Raw genomic sequence first — 16,569 nt, 5'->3', positions numbered from 1 at the left:
GGAGCGAGCTGCCATGAACAACTCGGTCCCGCTGGCACTGGGCGCCACCATGCTGTGCGGCACACTCGCCGTCGCGGGCGTGCACACGTACGCCACCGGCCGCGCCCAGCGCCAGGCGCTCGAAGACCGTCTCTCCGGCGGCGGCGCCCTCCACACGGTGGCAGGACGCGTACGCCGGTTCGCGACCGTCGACCGCCGGCTGCGCCGCACCCGCCTCGGCCGCACGATCCAGCTCCGCCTCTCGGCGACCGGACTGGACCTGACGGCGGGCGAGTTCTTCACGTACGTCACCGGTGTCGGCGTCGCGCTGTGGCTGCTGGCAGCGGCCGTACTGGCGCCCTTCTTCGGCCCGATCGCCGCGCTGGTGACGGTCTGGGGCGCGGCGATCTTCCTCAACTGGCAGCGCCAGAAACGTATCGAGGCGTTCATCAACCAACTCCCGGACGTGGCCCGGCTGCTGGCCAACGCCACGGCGGCCGGTCTCGCCCTGCGTACGGCACTGGCGATGGCGGCGGAGGAGCTTGAGGCCCCGGCGGGCGAGGAACTGGCCCGGGTGGCCGACCAGTTGACCCTCGGCCGTACGGTCGACGACGCACTCGGCGAACTGGCGGAACGCCTCCCGTCCCGCGAACTGATCGTCCTGGTAACGACATTGGTCCTCGCCAACAAGGCGGGCGGCTCGGTCGTCAGCTCCCTCCGTAACCTCACCCAGACCCTTGAGGACCGCAAGGAGACGCGCCGAGAGGTCCGCACGATGCTGTCGGAGGTCAACGCGACGGCGTTCACGGTCCCCTGCCTGGGCCTCGGCTCCCTCCTCCTCATCAACTCCTCGAACGAGGGCGCCCTGGAGAAGGTGACCGGCTCCGGCCTCGGCCAGGGCCTGATCCTCCTCTCCCTGGGCCTGTACACGGTCGGCTTCTTCGTCATCCGCCGCCTCGGCAAGATCGAAGTCTGAGGGGAGTGAGCGAACGGATGCTGCCTCTACTACTGGCCCTCCTGATGGCGATCGCGGTGGCGGGCGCCCTGCTGGGCATCCGCATGATCCGGGCGGACGCCAAACTCCCCTCCGACCTGATGCTGGCCCTGGAGGTCGGCGGCACCCGGGTCTCGAAGGCGGACTCGGCGGTGGACCGCATGGGCATGCGGTTCGCCCCCCTCGTGCTGCGCCTGATGGGCCCCCGCCGGGTCGACGCGAAGCGCCTGCGCATCGACATGGCGGGCAACCCCGGCGGCCTGACCATCACCCGCTACGCGGCCCGCCGCGCGGTCTACGTCACCTTCGGCGTCCTGCTGGGCCTGATCTTCCTCACCAACGGCCAACTCGTCCTCGCCGTCATCACGTTCGCGTTCGGAGTGACGGCGGCGGACGCGGCGATCTGGCAGGCGGTACGGGAACGCGAAGAGGTCATCGACCGTACGCTTCCCGATTTCCTGGACGTCCTCGCGGTCGTGGTCTCGGCGGGCCTCGGCTTCCGCCAGGCCCTGGACCGCGTTGCGGAGCGGTACGAGGGCCCGTGGGCGGACGAACTCCGCATCACACTCCGCCAGATGGACATGGGCGTCAGTCGCCGCCAGGCCTTCGACGCGCTCCGCAAGCGCAACTCCAGTGAGCAGGTGGCCCAGTTCGTCTCGGCGCTCCAACAGGGCGAGGAACTCGGCTCTCCGATTGCCGAGACCCTGATCCAGATCGCCGCGGACATGCGCCGCACGGACGCCCAGGAATCCCGCCGCCGCGCCGCGAAGACGATCCCCAAGGCCACCCTCGTCACCCTGGTGTTCATGCTCCCGGCGACGATGATCCTCATCGCGACGGGCATGTTCCTCGGCTCGGGCACCAACTTCGGCTCGATTCTGGGGCGTTGAGGGCCATGAAGGCGTGGGTGACGCGCATGCGACGTCGACAGGAGCGGGTCCGGGGTTACGACCCGACCGCCGGCTACCTGGCCGACGACGCCCCGGCCCCCGCAACCGTCCGCCTCCAGCTGAACGCCCTCCAGGCCCTGTGCCGCCAGGCGTTCGCCGTACGCATGATGATGCTGGCCCTCGGCGCCCCCTTCGCGATGACGAACACGGCGGAGGGCGCCCCGCGTTACGCGGTCCTGGCGGCGGCGGTCCTGGGCATAACGGCCTCGTACGCCATGTACCGCGACTGGGACCGCCTGGCCCCCCGTCTTCTGGCCCACCCCACCCTGATGGCAGTGGACCTGACGTTCGCGGCGATACTCCTCCTCACCGCGTCCCCGGCCTCCCCCCTGGCGTACGCCACGGCGTGCACCCCCCTCCTCGCGGGCCTCCTCTACGGCTGGCGCGGCTCAGGCGTCTTCACCGGCCTGCAGCTGGTGGTACTCCTCACGGTCTACCGAGCCTGGGAACACCATCCGGGCACCGGCGCGAGCACCCTCCTCATCGCGGGCTTCTGTATCGGAGCCGGCATCATCGGCGTCACCTTGCGCAACCTGATGTTCCGCTTCGGTACGGCGAGCGAGGCACTGGCGGAGGCGAACTCCCGGCTGGCGGTGGCGGAGGCGGTGCAGTCCGAACGGGCGCGCCTGGCAAGGGAGATGCACGACTCGGTCACGAAGACCCTGCACGGCCTGGCACTGGCGGCGGAGGCCCTGTCGACGACCTCCGCGGCCGACGCGGACCCGGATGCGGTGCGGCGCCAGGCAACCCTGGTGGCCTCGGCGGCCCGCCGAGCGGCAACGGAGTCCCGCGACCTCCTCACGGACCTGCGCCACCATACGGACCTGACGTCCCCGGACGTGGACCTGATGGCGGAACTGGCCCACAGCGCGGAGGAGTTCGAGCAGAGCACGGGAATCCGTACGAGCCTGGAGGCGCCCGCCAGGCGGGGTGACGCCCTTCCGCACAGGACGGCACACCACCTGCTGGCGATCGTGTCGGAGGCCCTGGAGAACACGCGCAGGCACGCGCACGCGACGAGGGTGAAGCTGGAGGTGGAGACACAGGGGGAGGGTGTGACTCTGCGCATCCGGGACAACGGAGTGGGCTTCCCCCACCTCCTGAACCTCGAAGAGACCGCCAGATCAGGCCACTTCGGAGTGCTGGGCATGGTGGAACAGGCGAGGTCGCTGGGTGCGGTGATTCATGTGGGCCGATGCGAAGAGGGGGGCACGGAGATCCGTGTGGACGTGCACCCGCCCGGACTTGACTACGTACCCCGGCCTCGACCCCGGAAGGAGGCCGCATCGCATGTCCACACGTGAACGGCGGCCCGAGCTGCTGAGAGTGCTGGTGGCGGACGACAACCCGGTTGTCCGCGCGGGCCTGGCGGCGCTACTGGGCGGCCACCCGGACATGGAGGTGGTCGCGGAGGCGTCGAACGGCACCGAGGCCGTGTCGGCGGCGGAGCGCGTGCACCCTGACGTGGTCCTGCTCGACGTACGCATGCCCGGCACGGACGGCCTCACGGCCCTGCCCCAACTGGTGCTCCTGGCCCCGGTGATGATGCTGACGTACAGCAGCGAGCCGGAGGTGGTGCGGCAGGCGCTGAGCCGGGGCGCGTCGGGTTATCTGGTCCACGGTGGCTTCACGACGGAGGAGTTGGCGGAGGCGGTACGAGCGGTGGGCAGGAGAACGGGGGCAGCGGATTCGCTCGTCGTTTCCTACGAACCGAGCGAATACTCTTCGCACCTGCAACCATTTATGGCACTCTCGTCAAAGGGTCTGGCGACTCCAAGAACCAGGCTCGGCCACGCGGTGACACCCGCCGCGCATGACCGCGACCGACCGGACTTCGGCCTGGGTTCAAGGCCGGACTTCGGGCTGAGTTCAAGGGAGGTGGAGGTCATGGATCTCATCGCGACCGGCATGAACAACCAGCAGATCGCCGCCACCTGTTTCATCAGCGAGAAAACCGTCAAGAACCACATCAACCGCATCTTCGCAAAGCTGCACAGTGTGACCCGGAGCGAAGCGATCGCCCGGTGGCTGGGTACCGCTCGGGAGAGGTGGGAGTGATGGGGCGTGCTGTGGGGGGAAGTTGGGTCCCTGGACCCACGCGGAGTAGATCACCTTTCACGTACGGTGGTCGGGTCGGTGTTGTCGTTCGGCGGAAAGGCAGGCGCAGTGGACAGGTTCAACAGGTGGACGTGGACCGTCGTCTGTCGGATGCAGGGCAGGCAGCGGGACGCGGGAGCCGGGTTCGTGGAGTACGCGGGCCTGATGATCATCATTGCCGGGATCTTCACGCTGATCGACGGTATCGGGCTGGACGGCATGATCTCGACGGCGATTCGGACCGCGGTCACCGACGTCATCGGCCCCTGACCGCCGTACGACTTCTGAGCGACCGTGGGCAGACCCTGCCGATCTACATCTGGCTGACGGGGATTCTGCTCTTCGCCGCCGTCGCCTTCTTCGTGTTCGCCCAAGCAGCGTCCGTCCGCAACGGAGCCCAGTCCGCGGCGGACGCTGCGGCGTTGGCTGCCGCACAGGACGCCCGGGACGAGCTGGTGGAGACCGTGGCGGGCGCGATCGGACAGGGCGACGACTGGCTCGACTGGCTGAACGGCCAGGATCCACCGGGAGCCGGAGCCACGGCGGCCGCGCAGGCGCTGGCTGCCGAGAACGGCGCAACTGTCCAGGGCGGCGCCGAACTTGTCGAGAGGGGCGGCTACCCCGGATTCAGGGTCGCCGTGGAGACGACCAACACGGTCGGCGCCTCGATCATTCCGGGCACGGAGGGCATGCGGGCCAAGGCCCATGCCATAGCCGTCATTCAGCCGCGCTGCGAATTCGACCCCGACGCGGATCCCACGCTGCCGATCGAGCTGGACTGCGACGGCGAAATCGTGAACATCGACCCCGTAGATTTCGATCCGGACGACTTTCCTGATGCGTCCGTGCTGTTCTCCGTGCATCTGGCCGAGTGAGAGGAAGTCGTACCGATGAAGTCTCGGCACACCATGAAGAGCCGTAGGGCAGTGACCGCGGTGGCGATCGCGACCGGGTTGCTCCTCACGGTGGCCGGCTGCGGGGGAGGGGACGGCGACAAGACGGACAAGAACGCGTCGTCGTCGGCACCGAGCAGGACGGAGAGCGCGGGCGACGAGGAGACACAGTCCGAGGCACCGGCCGCCGAGCCGGCGTTGGCCGAGGTGAAGAACGGCGACATCACACTCACCGTCACCTCGGCCGTTCGTGACGAGGGTGGCTTTGTGACGGTGAACGGCACGGTCACCAACAGCGGTGGGGAATTCTGGATCGCGGCGGACTGGCGCGGTGACGAACGCGAGCTGAACAAGAACGGCTCCTCGCTGGCAGGCGCGGCTCTGGTCGACAGCAAGGCCAAGAAGAAGTACCTCGTCCTCCGGGACACCGACGGCCGTTGCCTGTGCACGAAGTTCGAGGGCGGAGGCGTGGACGGAGGACAGACGACCGACTGGTTCGCCCAGTTCCCGGCCCCGCCGACCGACTCGACCCAGGTGAACTTCCAGGTCGGCACGATGCCCCCGGCGTCGATCGAGATCTCCGAGGGCGAGTGACCATGGCCGTCACCAGCCGCACCACCTCGACCGTACTCACGGCCTTGGCGGTACTCGCCACCCTCACCCTGGCGGGTCCACCCGCCGCCGCGGACGACGACCCCAGCGCACTCCCGGGCATCGCCACCACATCCCCACCCCCCGAAGTGGACCCGAACAGCCCCGGCCTGAAACTGGCCGACGGCGCCACACTCGCCGCCTCCAAGGTCCTGGACATCATGTCGGTTGTGGAGGACATGGGCGGCGAGGAACGCCGAGTGGACACGAGCGAAAGCGTGACGTTCGCGCTCCAGGCGGAGGTCCTCTTCCCGAAGAACAGCTCAAAACTCAACCCCGAGGCCCGCTCCCGCATCCAGGTGATCGCCGACGAGATAAAGGCCCAGAAGGCCACGAACGTCAGGGTCTTCGGCTTCACCGACAACCTCGGCTCGTACGCCCACGGCCTGACCCTCTCCAAGAACCGCGCGGAGGTCGTCCACGACGAACTGGCCGCCGGCCTGGGCGCGGACGTCACCTTCCAGGTACGCGGCTACAGCGAGGACTACCCGATCGCGGACAACTCCTCGGAACAGGGCCGACGCAAGAACCGACGGGTGGAGGTGACGTTCCAGAAGGGGGCGTGACGTCGTCCGAGGGACAGGGGATGCGGGGCCTCAGATGCCACTGCTGGACACACTGGTGACAACGGCGGCCGGGGCACTGGCCGCGACGATCGGGGTCCTGGTCGGAGGAATCGTCACGCACCGGGCCCAGGACCGTCAGTGGCTGCGGGACAAGCAACTGATCGCCTACCAGGAACTGATCAGCCACTACGCCAAGTTCACCATGATCCTCAGCCGCGCCCATGCCGGCCGACAGGGATGGGACTACGACTGGAGCGAGTGGAGCGCGACCCTGACCCGCGCCAGCCTGGTCGCCCCCGCGGCAGTCGCGGCGGAGATCGACAACTTCGGCGAGACCATCGGTGTGTTCCTGGACCGGGTGGCACGTGACCCGGCACGCGATCCGTCGCGAGATCCACTGAGCGCGGAGGAGTTCGCCCAGGCCAGTAGGGCGCCTGCCCAAGCACAGGTGCAGTTGGTCAACGCCATACGACGATCACTGAGCAAAGAACAAAAGCCACTGCCTTTCTGGATAGGCGGATCCCTCGCGGGGAGAGCGGACGACACCTGAGGGACGAGGCATGGACTGACGGCTCCCATGACCGCGGCCAGAGCGGTCCCTCCGCGAGGTGTCACGGAGGGGGACCGGGCCACCCCTGCCCCAGGTGGACTCAGCGAGACATCACGAGCCGCCCCCTCCTCCTGGCGTGTACGACCGCCCTTCGCTGAGCGTCCAGTACACGCGGAACCAACTCGATCTGGTGTCAGGGGAGTTCATGCCTCGCCTGTGCCCGCCGCCGAGTGAACGCCCAGCCTGCGGTCAGGTCACCCCAGATGTCCCACCCGCCAACACCCGCCGAGAAGGCGGCATCAGGTCAGTTGCGTGCGAGTTGCGTGCCAGGTGCGTGCGCCTTTCCTGGGCGGGCCGCGCGGTCACTGCCACGGTTCAGGGAGTTCCAGCAATACGTCACTCAGAGGAGAAAAAGTGATCGCGAACTTCAGGTCCGGGCTGACGAGGTACGGGCTCGCGTCTGCGGCTGTGGCCGCGCTCGTTGTTCCGTTGACGGTACTCGGAACGGCAGCGCCCGCGTCCGCGAATGCGCCCTGCGGCTCGGCTCGTCCCGCCGACGACGACAACCGCGCCTACGTGAACCAGACAGCGGGCGTCAGCGCGAACATGCGCAGCGGCTCAGGCACAGGCTGCGGCGTCGTCGGCTATGCCGACAACCAGAACCGCTTGGACTACCACTGCTATACCTTCAACTCGGCCGGCACCGCCACCTGGACGTACCTCAGAAACGTCACCGACGGAACGTACGGATGGGTGAGCGACTCCCTGCTGCCCTTCAACGACGGCGTCCGCGGCTCCAACGTTCGGTGCGCCGCCTACTGACCCGAAGGCCCCAGGCAAGGCCGGTATGCGGCGAGGCCCCGTCCAGAAATCGGACGCTGTTGGTAAACCCGGGGGCCCGCGTGACGACGGCCTGTACGACCCCGTTGGGGTGGTACAGGCCGTCGTCGTGTTCGGGGGTGGGGTTCGGGGGCCGCCACCCCTGCCGGGCTCTTGCCGCCGTGTCGTTCCAGGTCGAGCTGCCCTTTGAAGGTCTGGTTGATCGACTCGATGACCTGCCGCAGGGGCTTGAACAGGTGTGCTCCGGCCCGTTCGGCCTCCCCCTTGCGAGCCGGCCGCAGCAACTCCAGGTGAATGTCGGCAAGGTCGCACTCGAACTCGCGGCCGTAGTAGTTCTTGTCCCCGATGATCGTCTGCCCGGGGCGGGCTGCTTCGACATCGGGTGCGGTGTCGAGCATGTCGCGCAGTGTCTCGCGCTCGTCGGCCTTCGCACCGGTGAGGGCGAACAGGATCGGCAGCCCGCCGAGCGTGCACACCAGGTGCAGGCGCAGCCCCCAGAAGTACCGTGAGTGCGACGCGCAGTAGCCGTCTTGGGCCCAGCCTGCCAGGTCCGAGCGTTTGGCGGTCTCGCGGGAGCAGCCGCAGCCGACCGGGGTGGAGTCGACCAGCCACACATCGTCGCTCCACAGCGAGGTGTCCCGGGCCAGGATCCGGATCATGCTGGTGAGCAGTGAGAACGCGGCGCGCAGCCGCTTGTTGTAGCCGGACTGCTGGGGCACGTAGGGGAACAGGTGGCTGAAGTCCCGCCCGACGCGCGCAGCCAGCGCCGCTCGGAGGTGTAACCGAGCAGCGCCGACATGACCGCGAGGGTGATGAGTTCGGCGTCACTGAGTGTGGGCGCGATCCCGACGGCGGGCCGGGCCGGAGCCAGCCACGGCGAAGCCTTCAACTCGTCATCGATCCGGGCATAGAGTGCCGTTGCGAGGGTGTCCAGGTCGTTCGTCACACATCGACATTGGACGCCCTCGTCCTATGTCCGCAGGCCATCCCTTGGACTCATTCATCTAGGTGTCCCTATCCGGGAGGTCACGCGCGGGCTCCCTCGCGTCGGGGCCGTGGGCTGCGCGGTGGCAGGTGCAGGCGCACACGAGGTAGTGGACTCCGGGTACGCCGGTCTCGCGGGGTTCGGAGTCCTGGCACTCGGGGTGTTGACCCAGGACGCAGCAGGGGGAGCGGAACAAGGGTTCTGGCGTCCAGGCCGGTTCGGCGCTGTGGGCCATCGCCCGCCCCTGTGCAGGCCCGAGGTCCGTCCCGCCGACGAGGGGGATGACGTACCAGCGTGCGCCTTTGGCGTCCTGGTGGTCGTCCTTGTGTCCCTTGGGGAGAATGCATGCGCCGGTTTCGCTGAGGATCGGTGCCCGGTAGAACAATGAGGCGCGGACCGTCCCGCACGCCTTTGTCGGGTTGGTCGTCACTTGGTACCTCCGTCGTACGCTCGGCGGTAGTCGCCCCACAGCTCTTGTCCGGTCTCGCACCCGTCCAGTGCCTTGCTGGCGGGCTTGCAGCCGACGCACTTGCGGGCGTGTTCGAACCACAGCCGGTAGGCACGCAGCATGGGCAACTCGGCCTGTCGTACGGCCGCTTGGACCCTCGTATCCCTCCGGCCGGTCATCGGGCCCCCACCGCGTACAGCTCGGCGTCGATGCCGAAGTCGACGGCCGGTACCGCGCACGCCTCAACCTCCGGAACCAAGTCCACGAGGGCGGGCACATAGGGCCGGGACAGCCGGGACGCCGAACCGTCGAGAGGCGCCCGGTCGGTGCTGTACGGCGACCGGTGCACAGCAGGCACCCGTACCGCCGAACCGACAGGAACTCCTGACCCCTTACTCGCAACGACCCGCAAGGGCGCGCCGGCCTTCCGGCGAGTACCGGTCGGGGGGATCAGGCGGGTGAGGCCCCAGAGAACCAGGGTCACGACAACCCAGTGCAGCGCGGCAGCGCTACGCTCGGCCATGTTCATCAACTCCCAATAGTTGGTGGGCCACGCCCCCGGACGTTCGCACCGTCGCGGGGGTCTTTCCGTATCGGGACATTACGCCAACTTGTAAGGTGTTGTCAGGTGACTTCAGCTAACGATATGCATCGTCGCAGGTCAAATAGGGTCGAGATATGACTGTCGACCTTGAGGGGCCTGAGCCGCTGTACGAGCAGATCGCCGCCATACTCGGCGCGCGCATCGCGGACGGCACGTACGCCCCTCGCCGTCGGGTTCCGTCCGAGGCGGCCATCTGCGACGAGTTCAACGTGTCGCGCCCGACCGCGCGGGCGGCTCTCCAACTCCTGATTCAGCGCGGGCTCATCATCACGGTGCGGGGCAAGGGGTCGTTCGTCGTTGAACGCGCTTCCGGGGGCGACGATGACCCGGGTGAGGAGTAGTGGGCCGGCGCGAGTCGAGGCCTCTGTCGTGCCGCGCATGGCTGGTCGCGTGCCCCGGACTCCGCGCGGGTACCGGACCAGCGGGTGCGCCGACCCCACGGCGCGAATGGGCAGGCGAGCGAGAACGGCCAGGCAGGTCAGCGGGGCGTTCTCCAGCGAGACATGCTCATCGGGATTGGTGGGCTGGCGATCGCGCGGACACGCTGTCCGGGGTGACATGTTTCATGCGGAGTTGGTCGTGGGCGGCAGAGGACTCAGAGTCACACTCGTGGCCCTGGTGAGCTACCCGCGAGTGGCTCGCTTGTCCCGCACGACAACGTAGGGAGGCTTGATGAGCAGTGGATACCACACCAGCTGGAAGGTCCCACCCGAGCACCGCGAGGATCACGCATATCGCTGCGCAGGCCGGCGGATGGATTTGGCCCAAGCGGTCTACGGCCGCCGCTCGACTCTGGGATGGAGCACGTCCGAGCTGGCGCACCGGGCCGGGATGTCCGAGGAGGACATCGAGTCCATTGAGGAGAGCGACGTCGATCCGACCCTTGAATTGATCGAGCGGCTGGCCACGGCGCTCGAATCGGACGCGAGGATCGATCCGGGCAGCACCCCTGAGTTCCGCTTCGAGGAGCGCGCCGCCTGAGTGGCCCCTCGCGCACAGGGTGCTGCGCTGTCGCCGCGATTTGCGGTTTGGTAGCGAAACGGTCTGCTCATTGCAGCGTGCAGAAAGCAGACCGCTGCGTTATGCAACCGTTATGGGGCAAGTGCTGTACTCTCTGGGCGTTTTAATCCCGTACGCCCCAGTGGTTGACAGGTTTCAACCTGGTGTCACCATGCGTCGACGGATAGCGTTGCTTCACTCAAGAGAAGCCTCGCCCCACCGGGAGCCGACCGTGAATCGCCGCCATATGTCCATCGCTGTCGTGATCGTCGCGACAGCTTCCTTGCTTCTGACGGCTTGTGGCGGTGGTGGCGACGACTCGAAGGACAACGACAGGATCGCGGGTGCCGACACCGGCGACACGAAGGCATCTGCATCGCCGACCGCAACGGCGACCAGTTCAGCGCAGCGCCCGAAGGTCACGTTGCCCAGTGATGTCACCGACGTCTTCGAGAGCTGGGAAACCGGCGACGCAGCCAAGGACGCGGTGCTGGCGGACGCTTCGCGACGCATCGATGCGCTGGCATACGCCATCACCCAGGGAAACGCCGACGAACCGGTGCTGGCCTTCTACTACAAGGGTGACGCCCTGGTAGGCGCCTCCCAGTGGGTCAAGGAGTTCGTGGATGCCAAGAAATCCATGACTGGTGAGACTCGCTATTTCAAGCCGAGTGTCGATGTCTACGCGGAGGGCAAGGCGACCCTCACCTACTGCTCGTTCGAGGGCAAAGCATTCGTCAAGGACAGGGCCACCGGCGCGGCGGCAAAGACTCCGGTCACCGACAAGTCGTACCTCCTCTACTCCACCCGCCTGGAGAAGAGCGACAAGGGTGTATGGCAGACCGCTGTGCTCAACTCCGAGAGGGCGAACGACGCATGCACGCCGTGACCTCCGGTCGCACTCGGCTCGTTCTGGTGTCGGCCGCAATCGCCTGCGTGCTGGTTCCCTCTGCCGCCTACGCCGACGTGGACCTTGGCAGCGGCAACGAAGGAGCAGTGAAGCAGGAGGGTGCAAGTAAGGGCTACACGCTTGAGTCCCGGATCACCTTCAGTGGTTCCGCCAAGGGGAACAGCGGATCGTCCAGCGGGTTCGCAGCAGTGGGGAACTGGACTCCGCCGGCCTGCTGGTACGAACCGCGCTCCGCCGAGGAGTTCTCGAAGCAGGTCGAGGACGAGTACAACACGACGTTGAACACGCCCGGCCAGGCCAACTATGCGAAGCGGGCCGTCGGGGATTTCCGGAACAACTACAAGGACGGCAAGTACAAGAACTACAACCTCGACCAGAAGGACGAGGGCAGCTGGTGGGTCGCCGTCCGCGACCAGGACCGTTGGATGGAGCCCGAGGCACAGCGCTGCGACCAGCAGCCCTTCTGGGTCGAGAACGGCGACACTCCTCCGGTCGAGAACGCGGTAACCCCGCAGGTCCTCGCCGAACTCGCCTACAACCGGATCCAGTTGCCGACCACCAGGGTCACCCTGGCCCCTGCTGGCAGCACCAAGGTCAACCTTCCTACTTGGGCCTGGCTGGACAAGTCGATGTTCAAGGAAGTCTCAGTGACAGCCGCGCTCAATGTAGGCGCACTGAACATCCAGGCCACCACCACGGCCAAGCCCGTCTCCCTCAGGCTTGAGCCGGGTACGGCCGACGCCGAGACGTACCCTGCCTCTGGCGAGTGCACGTTCGGCAACGATGGCTCGATCGGCGAGCCGTACGCAACGGGCAAGGCCGGCCAGACCCCGCCCTGTGGCGTCAGGTACCTCCGCTCTTCCGGCGATGGCACGTTCAAGCTCCAGGCAACCATCACTTGGGAGATCACCTGGACAGGAACGGGCAACCCCAACCCGACGAGACTCCCTGACGGAACCTTCGGAAACGACCAGGAAGTCACCGTCCAGGAAATCCAGGCCGTCAACCGCTGATCACCATCAGACGCGAAGGGCTGCGCAGCTCAGTCCGTCGTCCTCCCGGAGAGACCAGACACCATGAGTGACCTGCGCCTCGAAGACACGATTTTCGAGGATCTGAAGAAGACCTTCTCCACCATCAGCGACCGCATGGAGAGCGCCCGCCGCAGTCTGCGCGCCGCCGACGCCTCGGTTCTCGGCGAGAGCAAGCTCGTCGAGGATCTGCGGGACTTCGCCGACGAGTGGGGCTACGGCATCAAGCAGCTCGGCAAGCACACCCAGGGTGCGGTCAAGATGATCAACCACATCGACGATACGTTCAGCAAGCTCGACCTGGACCTCGCCGAGTCGCTCAAGTCCGCCAAGGCCAAGAGGAAGGGCAAGTGACGTGAAGGACCGCCTTTCGTCCTTGCCGAACATCGGCCGGGACCCCACCCCCGGCAGCGTTGAGGACACCCGCGATCTGGCCAGGCAACTCGGCAAGCTGGCCAGCGAACTGGGCACGTCCCTGCGGGAGCTGGAGCAGATCGAGACCGGGGCGTGGAAGGGCAAGGCCGCGCTTGCCTTCACCGAGTACATAGGCGAGGACGTCACCCCGCTCATCCGCAAGAGCCATGACTCCTTCGACAAAGCCTCACGCGCGCTGCATCGCTGGGCAGGTGAACTCCAGGACTTCCAGGACGAGACGGACCGACTGGAGAAAAGCGCCGGGGACAAACTCGACGCCAAGGCGAAAGCCAAGGAAGGCACCGAGGAGTATGGCAAGGCCTCCGGTGATGTCAATGAGGTCACCAACAAGCTCCACGACCTTGAGGATCGCTACAGTCTCGCCGCCGCGAAGATCAGCAAGGAACTCGACAAGGCCGCCGACATAGCGCCCGACGAGCCCGGCTTCTGGGACAAGCTCACCAAGGGAGTCGCGGACGCCTGGGACGCCACCGGCGACTGGATCAAGGAACACGCCGACCTGATCAAACTGATCGGCGACCTACTGAGCGACCTGACCGCGATCCTGGCCCTGCTGGCCATCGTCACGCTTCCGTTCCCGCCCCTCGCGGCGATCTTCGCCACGGCCGCGCTCATCACCACCGGTCTTGCGCTGGTGGCCCATGGCGTTGCGAAGGCTGCCGGTGCGGATGTGAGCTGGATGCAGATCGGACTCGACGCGGTGGGGCTCCTGCCGGGCATCGGGGCATTCAGCAAGGGGATCAAGGTGGTTGGCGAAACCTCGGCGCTGGCCAGGACGGCTGGGCTCGCCAAAGCTGCTGCGCTTGGCGAGGGGTTTACGGCAACGAAGGCTGCCGCTTCGCGGGTTTTCCTGGCCACCGGCGACACGGCTGGGTTTGTCAAAGGCGGGGTCCCGCTGTTGCCCGGCAAGGTAGTGCTCGGTGGCGTGGCTGACGAGGTGTACGAGGTCGCTCACGGGACCAGCGGCCTGCTGTCCCGCATGGGAGGCATAGCCAACCAGGGTTATCACTCGGGTCAGTGGCTGGGTTCCAAGGGGGCCAATCTCATTCCGGGTGTGAACATCAACCCTTTGGGGGCCGGTATCGCCGTGGATGCCGGGCTCAAGATCTTCCCCAAGATCACGAGTATCCACCAGCACGTGGGAGAGGCACTCTTCCCAGGAGACCAGTTCGAGAAGTCGGCCACGGGCAACTGAACCGACGGCGCGCGATGGCAGAGTGAACGCGCAGAGCAAAGCACCCGGATCCGACGCCCAGGAAGATGCATACGGCCATGGACATCTGGCAGCCCGAACCGGGTGAGACGCTTCTCGCCCGCACGCTCGTCACCTTCGCCACCGGCGCCGCCACGCGCGTCAGCGGCATGCGGTGGTTCCGCGACACAGAGCGCAACGACATCCAGCACGAGCTGCCGGGCTGGCCTGAGGGGCCCGTATACGAGGTGCGTTCGACGGGCGGTGTGGCCGCACGCAACACCGTCAAAGGTACGGCCATCGCGCTGGGCCTCGGTGTCCTGGCTGCGCTCAGTTTCGGCGGAGCCAACGTCACCAGCGGCGGCGGCAACAACTCCATGAAGACTGGCTCTGACACCCCGGACGACCGGGACAACGAGGTACTGGACTTCCCTGTCATGTGGGCCGCGCCCGGCACCATCGCCCGCACACTGCCCTGGCAGCTGGATCCCGCACGCTCACCCGAGAAGCACTACCGCACACATGCGATCGTCACGGACCGCCGACTCGTCATCGTCGGCTTCCCGTACTACAAGAAGAACGACAAGCTCATCGAGGACGAAGTCCTCTGGGAGATCTGCCTGGACAAGATCCGCCAGGTAACGCCAAGGCGCTACAAAACCGGGACCGACGCTGAGATCGTCTTCAATGACGGCTCGTGGTGCAGACTGCGCTCCCCCGCGCGAAGGAAGTTCACCAGGTACCTCCTTCCTCATGAACTCATCCGCCTGGATGTGCTTACCCCGGGGCAGCGCAACGCTGTCGATAATTTCGTTGCAGAATCCGACGCGCCGAACGCGGCCCCCCCGGTGGTCAGCCTTCATCCATGCGGTCACTACCGGGTCGAATTCGTCGTACCGAGCAAAGTCGATGCATTTTTCGGCCTTTCCGAGAACAGCATGCTCATGGACACACAAGGGTCTGAGGTTGAGGTTACGGACTACCACCCAGACGACTTCTGAACCCCGGCTCTGCCTCTGAACCCTCCAAGGACGACCTCACCACCATGACAGCCGCCACCGACCCGACGAGCACGCTCCCACCCACACCCACCCGGGCGGGCGAAGAGCCCCCGCCCCTCTGGTTCAACGTCCCGGAAGGCTTCTTCGCCCTTCCTCTCGCCGACACCCCCGAAGAGCGCGCCGAGCGCGCCCAGAGCTTCGTACGAGCGCTCTACTCCCGCGGTGACGACACCATTTGGGAGCCCGCTGCCCCCTACTACGCGGCCATAGCCGAACTCATGGCTGGCACCGGAGTCTCGTACGCCGCGATGGGTCTGTTCTCCACGGCGGAGGACGAAGAAGAGGAAATCGAAAACGGAGACGTTGCCAGGCACAGCCTCTCCGACGGTGCCGCTCAGTGCGCCTTCACTGTGGCTGCCATCCCGACGGACCAAGCCGCTGCTGACACAGACATCGTGGCCCAGGGAATCCTCGCGGTTCTTTCCAGAGATTCGTACAACGACGCTCGCTGGCTCGACCTCCCCTGTGGTCCAGCGGTGTCCTGCGTAACCCTGCGCGAGCTCAAGTTGAGGCCGGAAGTGACGGCGAGTAGCGAGGCCACGGACCTCCTCACCGGACAGATCCAGGTCCATGTCCCCTTCCCCACCGGCCCGTTCACCGCGACCTTCACCCTCTACACAGCATCCACGAACTACTGGGCCGAGTTCTGCGACATGATGGCGGCCATCCTCCAGACCGTCTCCTTCACCGAACCGGTCGCGGATATGAATGCTTTGGACGAGGCAGCCGACTGAGCTGCGACTCAGCTGCTGGACAACTGGCCGCCGGCCCGGGCGCGGACGTCACTCCGGAGGAATCGTGAATCACACCCGCTGGAGGTTGGCTCGGGAGCGGAGCACTGTTCAGGGCTGCCTGGAGCCCCCGGAGGTTGCCGCCGAGCGTGAGCAGATCCGGTTGGCGCTCGCCCTGGGGCAGTTGGTGTACGACCGGCGTACATCCCTGGGTCTGTCTCAGACCCCGCTGGGTGAACGCCTCGGAATGACCGCCGATGCGGTGGAGGCGCTGGAACTGGCTGGCATGCTGCCTGTCACTGCTGGCCTTCTGGCCCGTCTCGCAGGCGCGCCGCTTGGCTACGCTCCCGTGTGCTGGGTCAAGCAGGTATACGCCAGTTCACCTTCCCAGCCCCCGGGCTCCGCGAAGCTCAGAAGAGCTGGTCGCGACGGTGACGGGCAGTCCGGCGTCTCCGTCCTGAGCGGTGACTGCTCGCCCGTCGGGTCGTATGGCAGCAGGTCCTGGCACTGATACCCACTGGCGTTCATCAGCAGGATCGCCTCACGCTCCGCGCCGGATTAGCCTCGCCGTTTCGGTTGGGGTGATGAGACGTCGTTGATCGTCAACTGTCGCGTGGGCAGGGTGTTTTCACCGCTCGGGCATGGCGGCGTCC

The 16,569-nt window shown here is 66.7% G+C and carries 20 protein-coding genes and 1 pseudogene; 18 read left to right on the top strand and 3 right to left on the bottom strand.

Annotated features, from left to right (window positions below):
* Nucleotides 1–13 precede the first annotated feature (13 nt).
* The 10 genes from ACWDR4_RS45675 to ACWDR4_RS45630 all read left to right on the top strand — a co-directional run bounded on the left by ACWDR4_RS45675 (nt 14) and on the right by ACWDR4_RS45630 (nt 7,502).
* A complete protein-coding gene (locus ACWDR4_RS45675) occupies nt 14–955 on the top strand; it encodes a type II secretion system F family protein (RefSeq protein WP_450417557.1) in 942 nt (313 codons plus the stop codon).
* 17 nt (nt 956–972) lie between these two features.
* On the top strand, nt 973–1,863 hold the full coding sequence (locus ACWDR4_RS45670) for a DUF5936 domain-containing protein (RefSeq protein WP_450417577.1): 891 nt from the start codon (nt 973–975) through the stop codon (nt 1,861–1,863).
* 26 nt (nt 1,864–1,889) lie between these two features.
* On the top strand, nt 1,890–3,227 hold the full coding sequence (locus ACWDR4_RS45665) for a sensor histidine kinase (RefSeq protein ID WP_450417555.1): 1,338 nt from the start codon (nt 1,890–1,892) through the stop codon (nt 3,225–3,227).
* The gene (locus ACWDR4_RS45660) at nt 3,214–3,981 is read left to right on the top strand and encodes a response regulator (RefSeq protein ID WP_450417553.1); all 768 of its coding nucleotides are present in this window, start codon (nt 3,214–3,216) and stop codon (nt 3,979–3,981) included. Before ACWDR4_RS45665 ends, ACWDR4_RS45660 begins: the two co-directional genes overlap by 14 nt.
* 150 nt (nt 3,982–4,131) lie before the next feature.
* Nucleotides 4,132–4,290 (top strand): hypothetical protein, encoded by a 159-nt coding sequence (locus ACWDR4_RS45655; protein WP_450417576.1) that lies wholly within the window; start codon nt 4,132–4,134, stop codon nt 4,288–4,290.
* Nucleotides 4,287–4,895 (top strand): pilus assembly protein TadG-related protein, encoded by a 609-nt coding sequence (locus tag ACWDR4_RS45650; RefSeq protein ID WP_450417575.1) that lies wholly within the window; start codon nt 4,287–4,289, stop codon nt 4,893–4,895. The genes ACWDR4_RS45655 and ACWDR4_RS45650 overlap by 4 nt, the downstream gene beginning before the upstream one ends.
* 15 nt (nt 4,896–4,910) lie before the next feature.
* Nucleotides 4,911–5,507: a hypothetical protein gene (locus ACWDR4_RS45645; protein WP_450417551.1), complete on the top strand. Its 597-nt coding sequence runs from the start codon at nt 4,911–4,913 to the stop codon at nt 5,505–5,507.
* Between the two features lie 2 nt (nt 5,508–5,509).
* On the top strand, nt 5,510–6,130 hold the full coding sequence (locus ACWDR4_RS45640) for an OmpA family protein (RefSeq protein ID WP_450417549.1): 621 nt from the start codon (nt 5,510–5,512) through the stop codon (nt 6,128–6,130).
* A gap of 34 nt (nt 6,131–6,164) precedes the next feature.
* Nucleotides 6,165–6,680 (top strand): hypothetical protein, encoded by a 516-nt coding sequence (locus tag ACWDR4_RS45635; protein ID WP_450417547.1) that lies wholly within the window; start codon nt 6,165–6,167, stop codon nt 6,678–6,680.
* A 414-nt stretch (nt 6,681–7,094) separates the two neighbouring features.
* Entirely contained in the window at nt 7,095–7,502 is a 408-nt protein-coding gene (locus tag ACWDR4_RS45630) for an SH3 domain-containing protein (RefSeq protein WP_450417546.1), read from the top strand.
* Nucleotides 7,503–7,657: 155 nt separating this feature from the next.
* Here ACWDR4_RS45630 and ACWDR4_RS45625 read toward each other — a convergent pair.
* The 3 genes and pseudogenes from ACWDR4_RS45625 to ACWDR4_RS45615 all read right to left on the bottom strand — a co-directional run.
* Nucleotides 7,658–8,466: pseudogene (locus tag ACWDR4_RS45625) on the bottom strand (IS982 family transposase); the annotation flags it as partial.
* A gap of 465 nt (nt 8,467–8,931) precedes the next feature.
* Nucleotides 8,932–9,132 (bottom strand): hypothetical protein, encoded by a 201-nt coding sequence (locus ACWDR4_RS45620; RefSeq protein WP_450417544.1) that lies wholly within the window; start codon nt 9,130–9,132, stop codon nt 8,932–8,934.
* Nucleotides 9,129–9,476, bottom strand: coding sequence for a hypothetical protein (locus tag ACWDR4_RS45615; RefSeq protein WP_450417543.1), 348 nt, complete (start codon nt 9,474–9,476; stop codon nt 9,129–9,131). The genes ACWDR4_RS45620 and ACWDR4_RS45615 overlap by 4 nt, the downstream gene beginning before the upstream one ends.
* Nucleotides 9,477–9,631: 155 nt before the next feature.
* Here ACWDR4_RS45615 and ACWDR4_RS45610 point away from each other — a divergent pair, with 155 nt between their 5' ends.
* The 8 genes from ACWDR4_RS45610 to ACWDR4_RS45575 all read left to right on the top strand — a co-directional run bounded on the left by ACWDR4_RS45610 (nt 9,632) and on the right by ACWDR4_RS45575 (nt 15,919).
* Nucleotides 9,632–9,898, top strand: coding sequence for a GntR family transcriptional regulator (locus ACWDR4_RS45610; RefSeq protein ID WP_450417542.1), 267 nt, complete (start codon nt 9,632–9,634; stop codon nt 9,896–9,898).
* 331 nt (nt 9,899–10,229) lie between these two features.
* Nucleotides 10,230–10,538: a helix-turn-helix domain-containing protein gene (locus ACWDR4_RS45605; protein WP_450417540.1), complete on the top strand. Its 309-nt coding sequence runs from the start codon at nt 10,230–10,232 to the stop codon at nt 10,536–10,538.
* 250 nt (nt 10,539–10,788) lie between these two features.
* Nucleotides 10,789–11,445 (top strand): hypothetical protein, encoded by a 657-nt coding sequence (locus ACWDR4_RS45600; protein ID WP_450417539.1) that lies wholly within the window; start codon nt 10,789–10,791, stop codon nt 11,443–11,445.
* A complete protein-coding gene (locus tag ACWDR4_RS45595; protein ID WP_450417538.1) occupies nt 11,433–12,479 on the top strand; it encodes a hypothetical protein in 1,047 nt (348 codons plus the stop codon). The genes ACWDR4_RS45600 and ACWDR4_RS45595 overlap by 13 nt, the downstream gene beginning before the upstream one ends.
* A gap of 63 nt (nt 12,480–12,542) precedes the next feature.
* The gene (locus tag ACWDR4_RS45590; protein WP_450417536.1) at nt 12,543–12,851 is read left to right on the top strand and encodes a hypothetical protein; all 309 of its coding nucleotides are present in this window, start codon (nt 12,543–12,545) and stop codon (nt 12,849–12,851) included.
* A 1-nt stretch (nt 12,852) separates the two neighbouring features.
* The gene (locus ACWDR4_RS45585; protein ID WP_450417535.1) at nt 12,853–14,127 is read left to right on the top strand and encodes a WXG100 family type VII secretion target; all 1,275 of its coding nucleotides are present in this window, start codon (nt 12,853–12,855) and stop codon (nt 14,125–14,127) included.
* Nucleotides 14,128–14,204: 77 nt separating this feature from the next.
* A complete protein-coding gene (locus ACWDR4_RS45580; protein ID WP_450417534.1) occupies nt 14,205–15,125 on the top strand; it encodes a hypothetical protein in 921 nt (306 codons plus the stop codon).
* A gap of 44 nt (nt 15,126–15,169) precedes the next feature.
* Nucleotides 15,170–15,919 (top strand): hypothetical protein, encoded by a 750-nt coding sequence (locus tag ACWDR4_RS45575; protein ID WP_450417532.1) that lies wholly within the window; start codon nt 15,170–15,172, stop codon nt 15,917–15,919.
* The last annotated feature ends 650 nt before the right edge of the window (nt 15,920–16,569 follow it).

Source organism: Streptomyces sp. NPDC000878 (genome assembly GCF_053599695.1).
The sequence above is the reverse complement of the archived record's forward strand: the minus strand, read 5'-3'. Positions and strand labels throughout refer to the sequence as shown.

Coding starts and splice junctions, on each gene's coding strand:
- ACWDR4_RS45620 (WP_450417544.1), bottom strand. CDS start 9,132: ATGACCGGCCGGAGGGATACGAGGGTCCAAGCGGCCGTACGACAGGCC.
- ACWDR4_RS45610 (WP_450417542.1), top strand. CDS start 9,632: ATGACTGTCGACCTTGAGGGGCCTGAGCCGCTGTACGAGCAGATCGCC.
- ACWDR4_RS45670 (WP_450417577.1), top strand. CDS start 973: ATGCTGCCTCTACTACTGGCCCTCCTGATGGCGATCGCGGTGGCGGGC.
- ACWDR4_RS45580 (WP_450417534.1), top strand. CDS start 14,205: ATGGACATCTGGCAGCCCGAACCGGGTGAGACGCTTCTCGCCCGCACG.
- ACWDR4_RS45675 (WP_450417557.1), top strand. CDS start 14: ATGAACAACTCGGTCCCGCTGGCACTGGGCGCCACCATGCTGTGCGGC.
- ACWDR4_RS45660 (WP_450417553.1), top strand. CDS start 3,214: ATGTCCACACGTGAACGGCGGCCCGAGCTGCTGAGAGTGCTGGTGGCG.
- ACWDR4_RS45575 (WP_450417532.1), top strand. CDS start 15,170: ATGACAGCCGCCACCGACCCGACGAGCACGCTCCCACCCACACCCACC.
- ACWDR4_RS45665 (WP_450417555.1), top strand. CDS start 1,890: ATGCGACGTCGACAGGAGCGGGTCCGGGGTTACGACCCGACCGCCGGC.
- ACWDR4_RS45615 (WP_450417543.1), bottom strand. CDS start 9,476: ATGGCCGAGCGTAGCGCTGCCGCGCTGCACTGGGTTGTCGTGACCCTG.
- ACWDR4_RS45640 (WP_450417549.1), top strand. CDS start 5,510: ATGGCCGTCACCAGCCGCACCACCTCGACCGTACTCACGGCCTTGGCG.
- ACWDR4_RS45605 (WP_450417540.1), top strand. CDS start 10,230: ATGAGCAGTGGATACCACACCAGCTGGAAGGTCCCACCCGAGCACCGC.
- ACWDR4_RS45655 (WP_450417576.1), top strand. CDS start 4,132: ATGCAGGGCAGGCAGCGGGACGCGGGAGCCGGGTTCGTGGAGTACGCG.
- ACWDR4_RS45595 (WP_450417538.1), top strand. CDS start 11,433: ATGCACGCCGTGACCTCCGGTCGCACTCGGCTCGTTCTGGTGTCGGCC.
- ACWDR4_RS45635 (WP_450417547.1), top strand. CDS start 6,165: ATGCCACTGCTGGACACACTGGTGACAACGGCGGCCGGGGCACTGGCC.
- ACWDR4_RS45590 (WP_450417536.1), top strand. CDS start 12,543: ATGAGTGACCTGCGCCTCGAAGACACGATTTTCGAGGATCTGAAGAAG.
- ACWDR4_RS45645 (WP_450417551.1), top strand. CDS start 4,911: ATGAAGTCTCGGCACACCATGAAGAGCCGTAGGGCAGTGACCGCGGTG.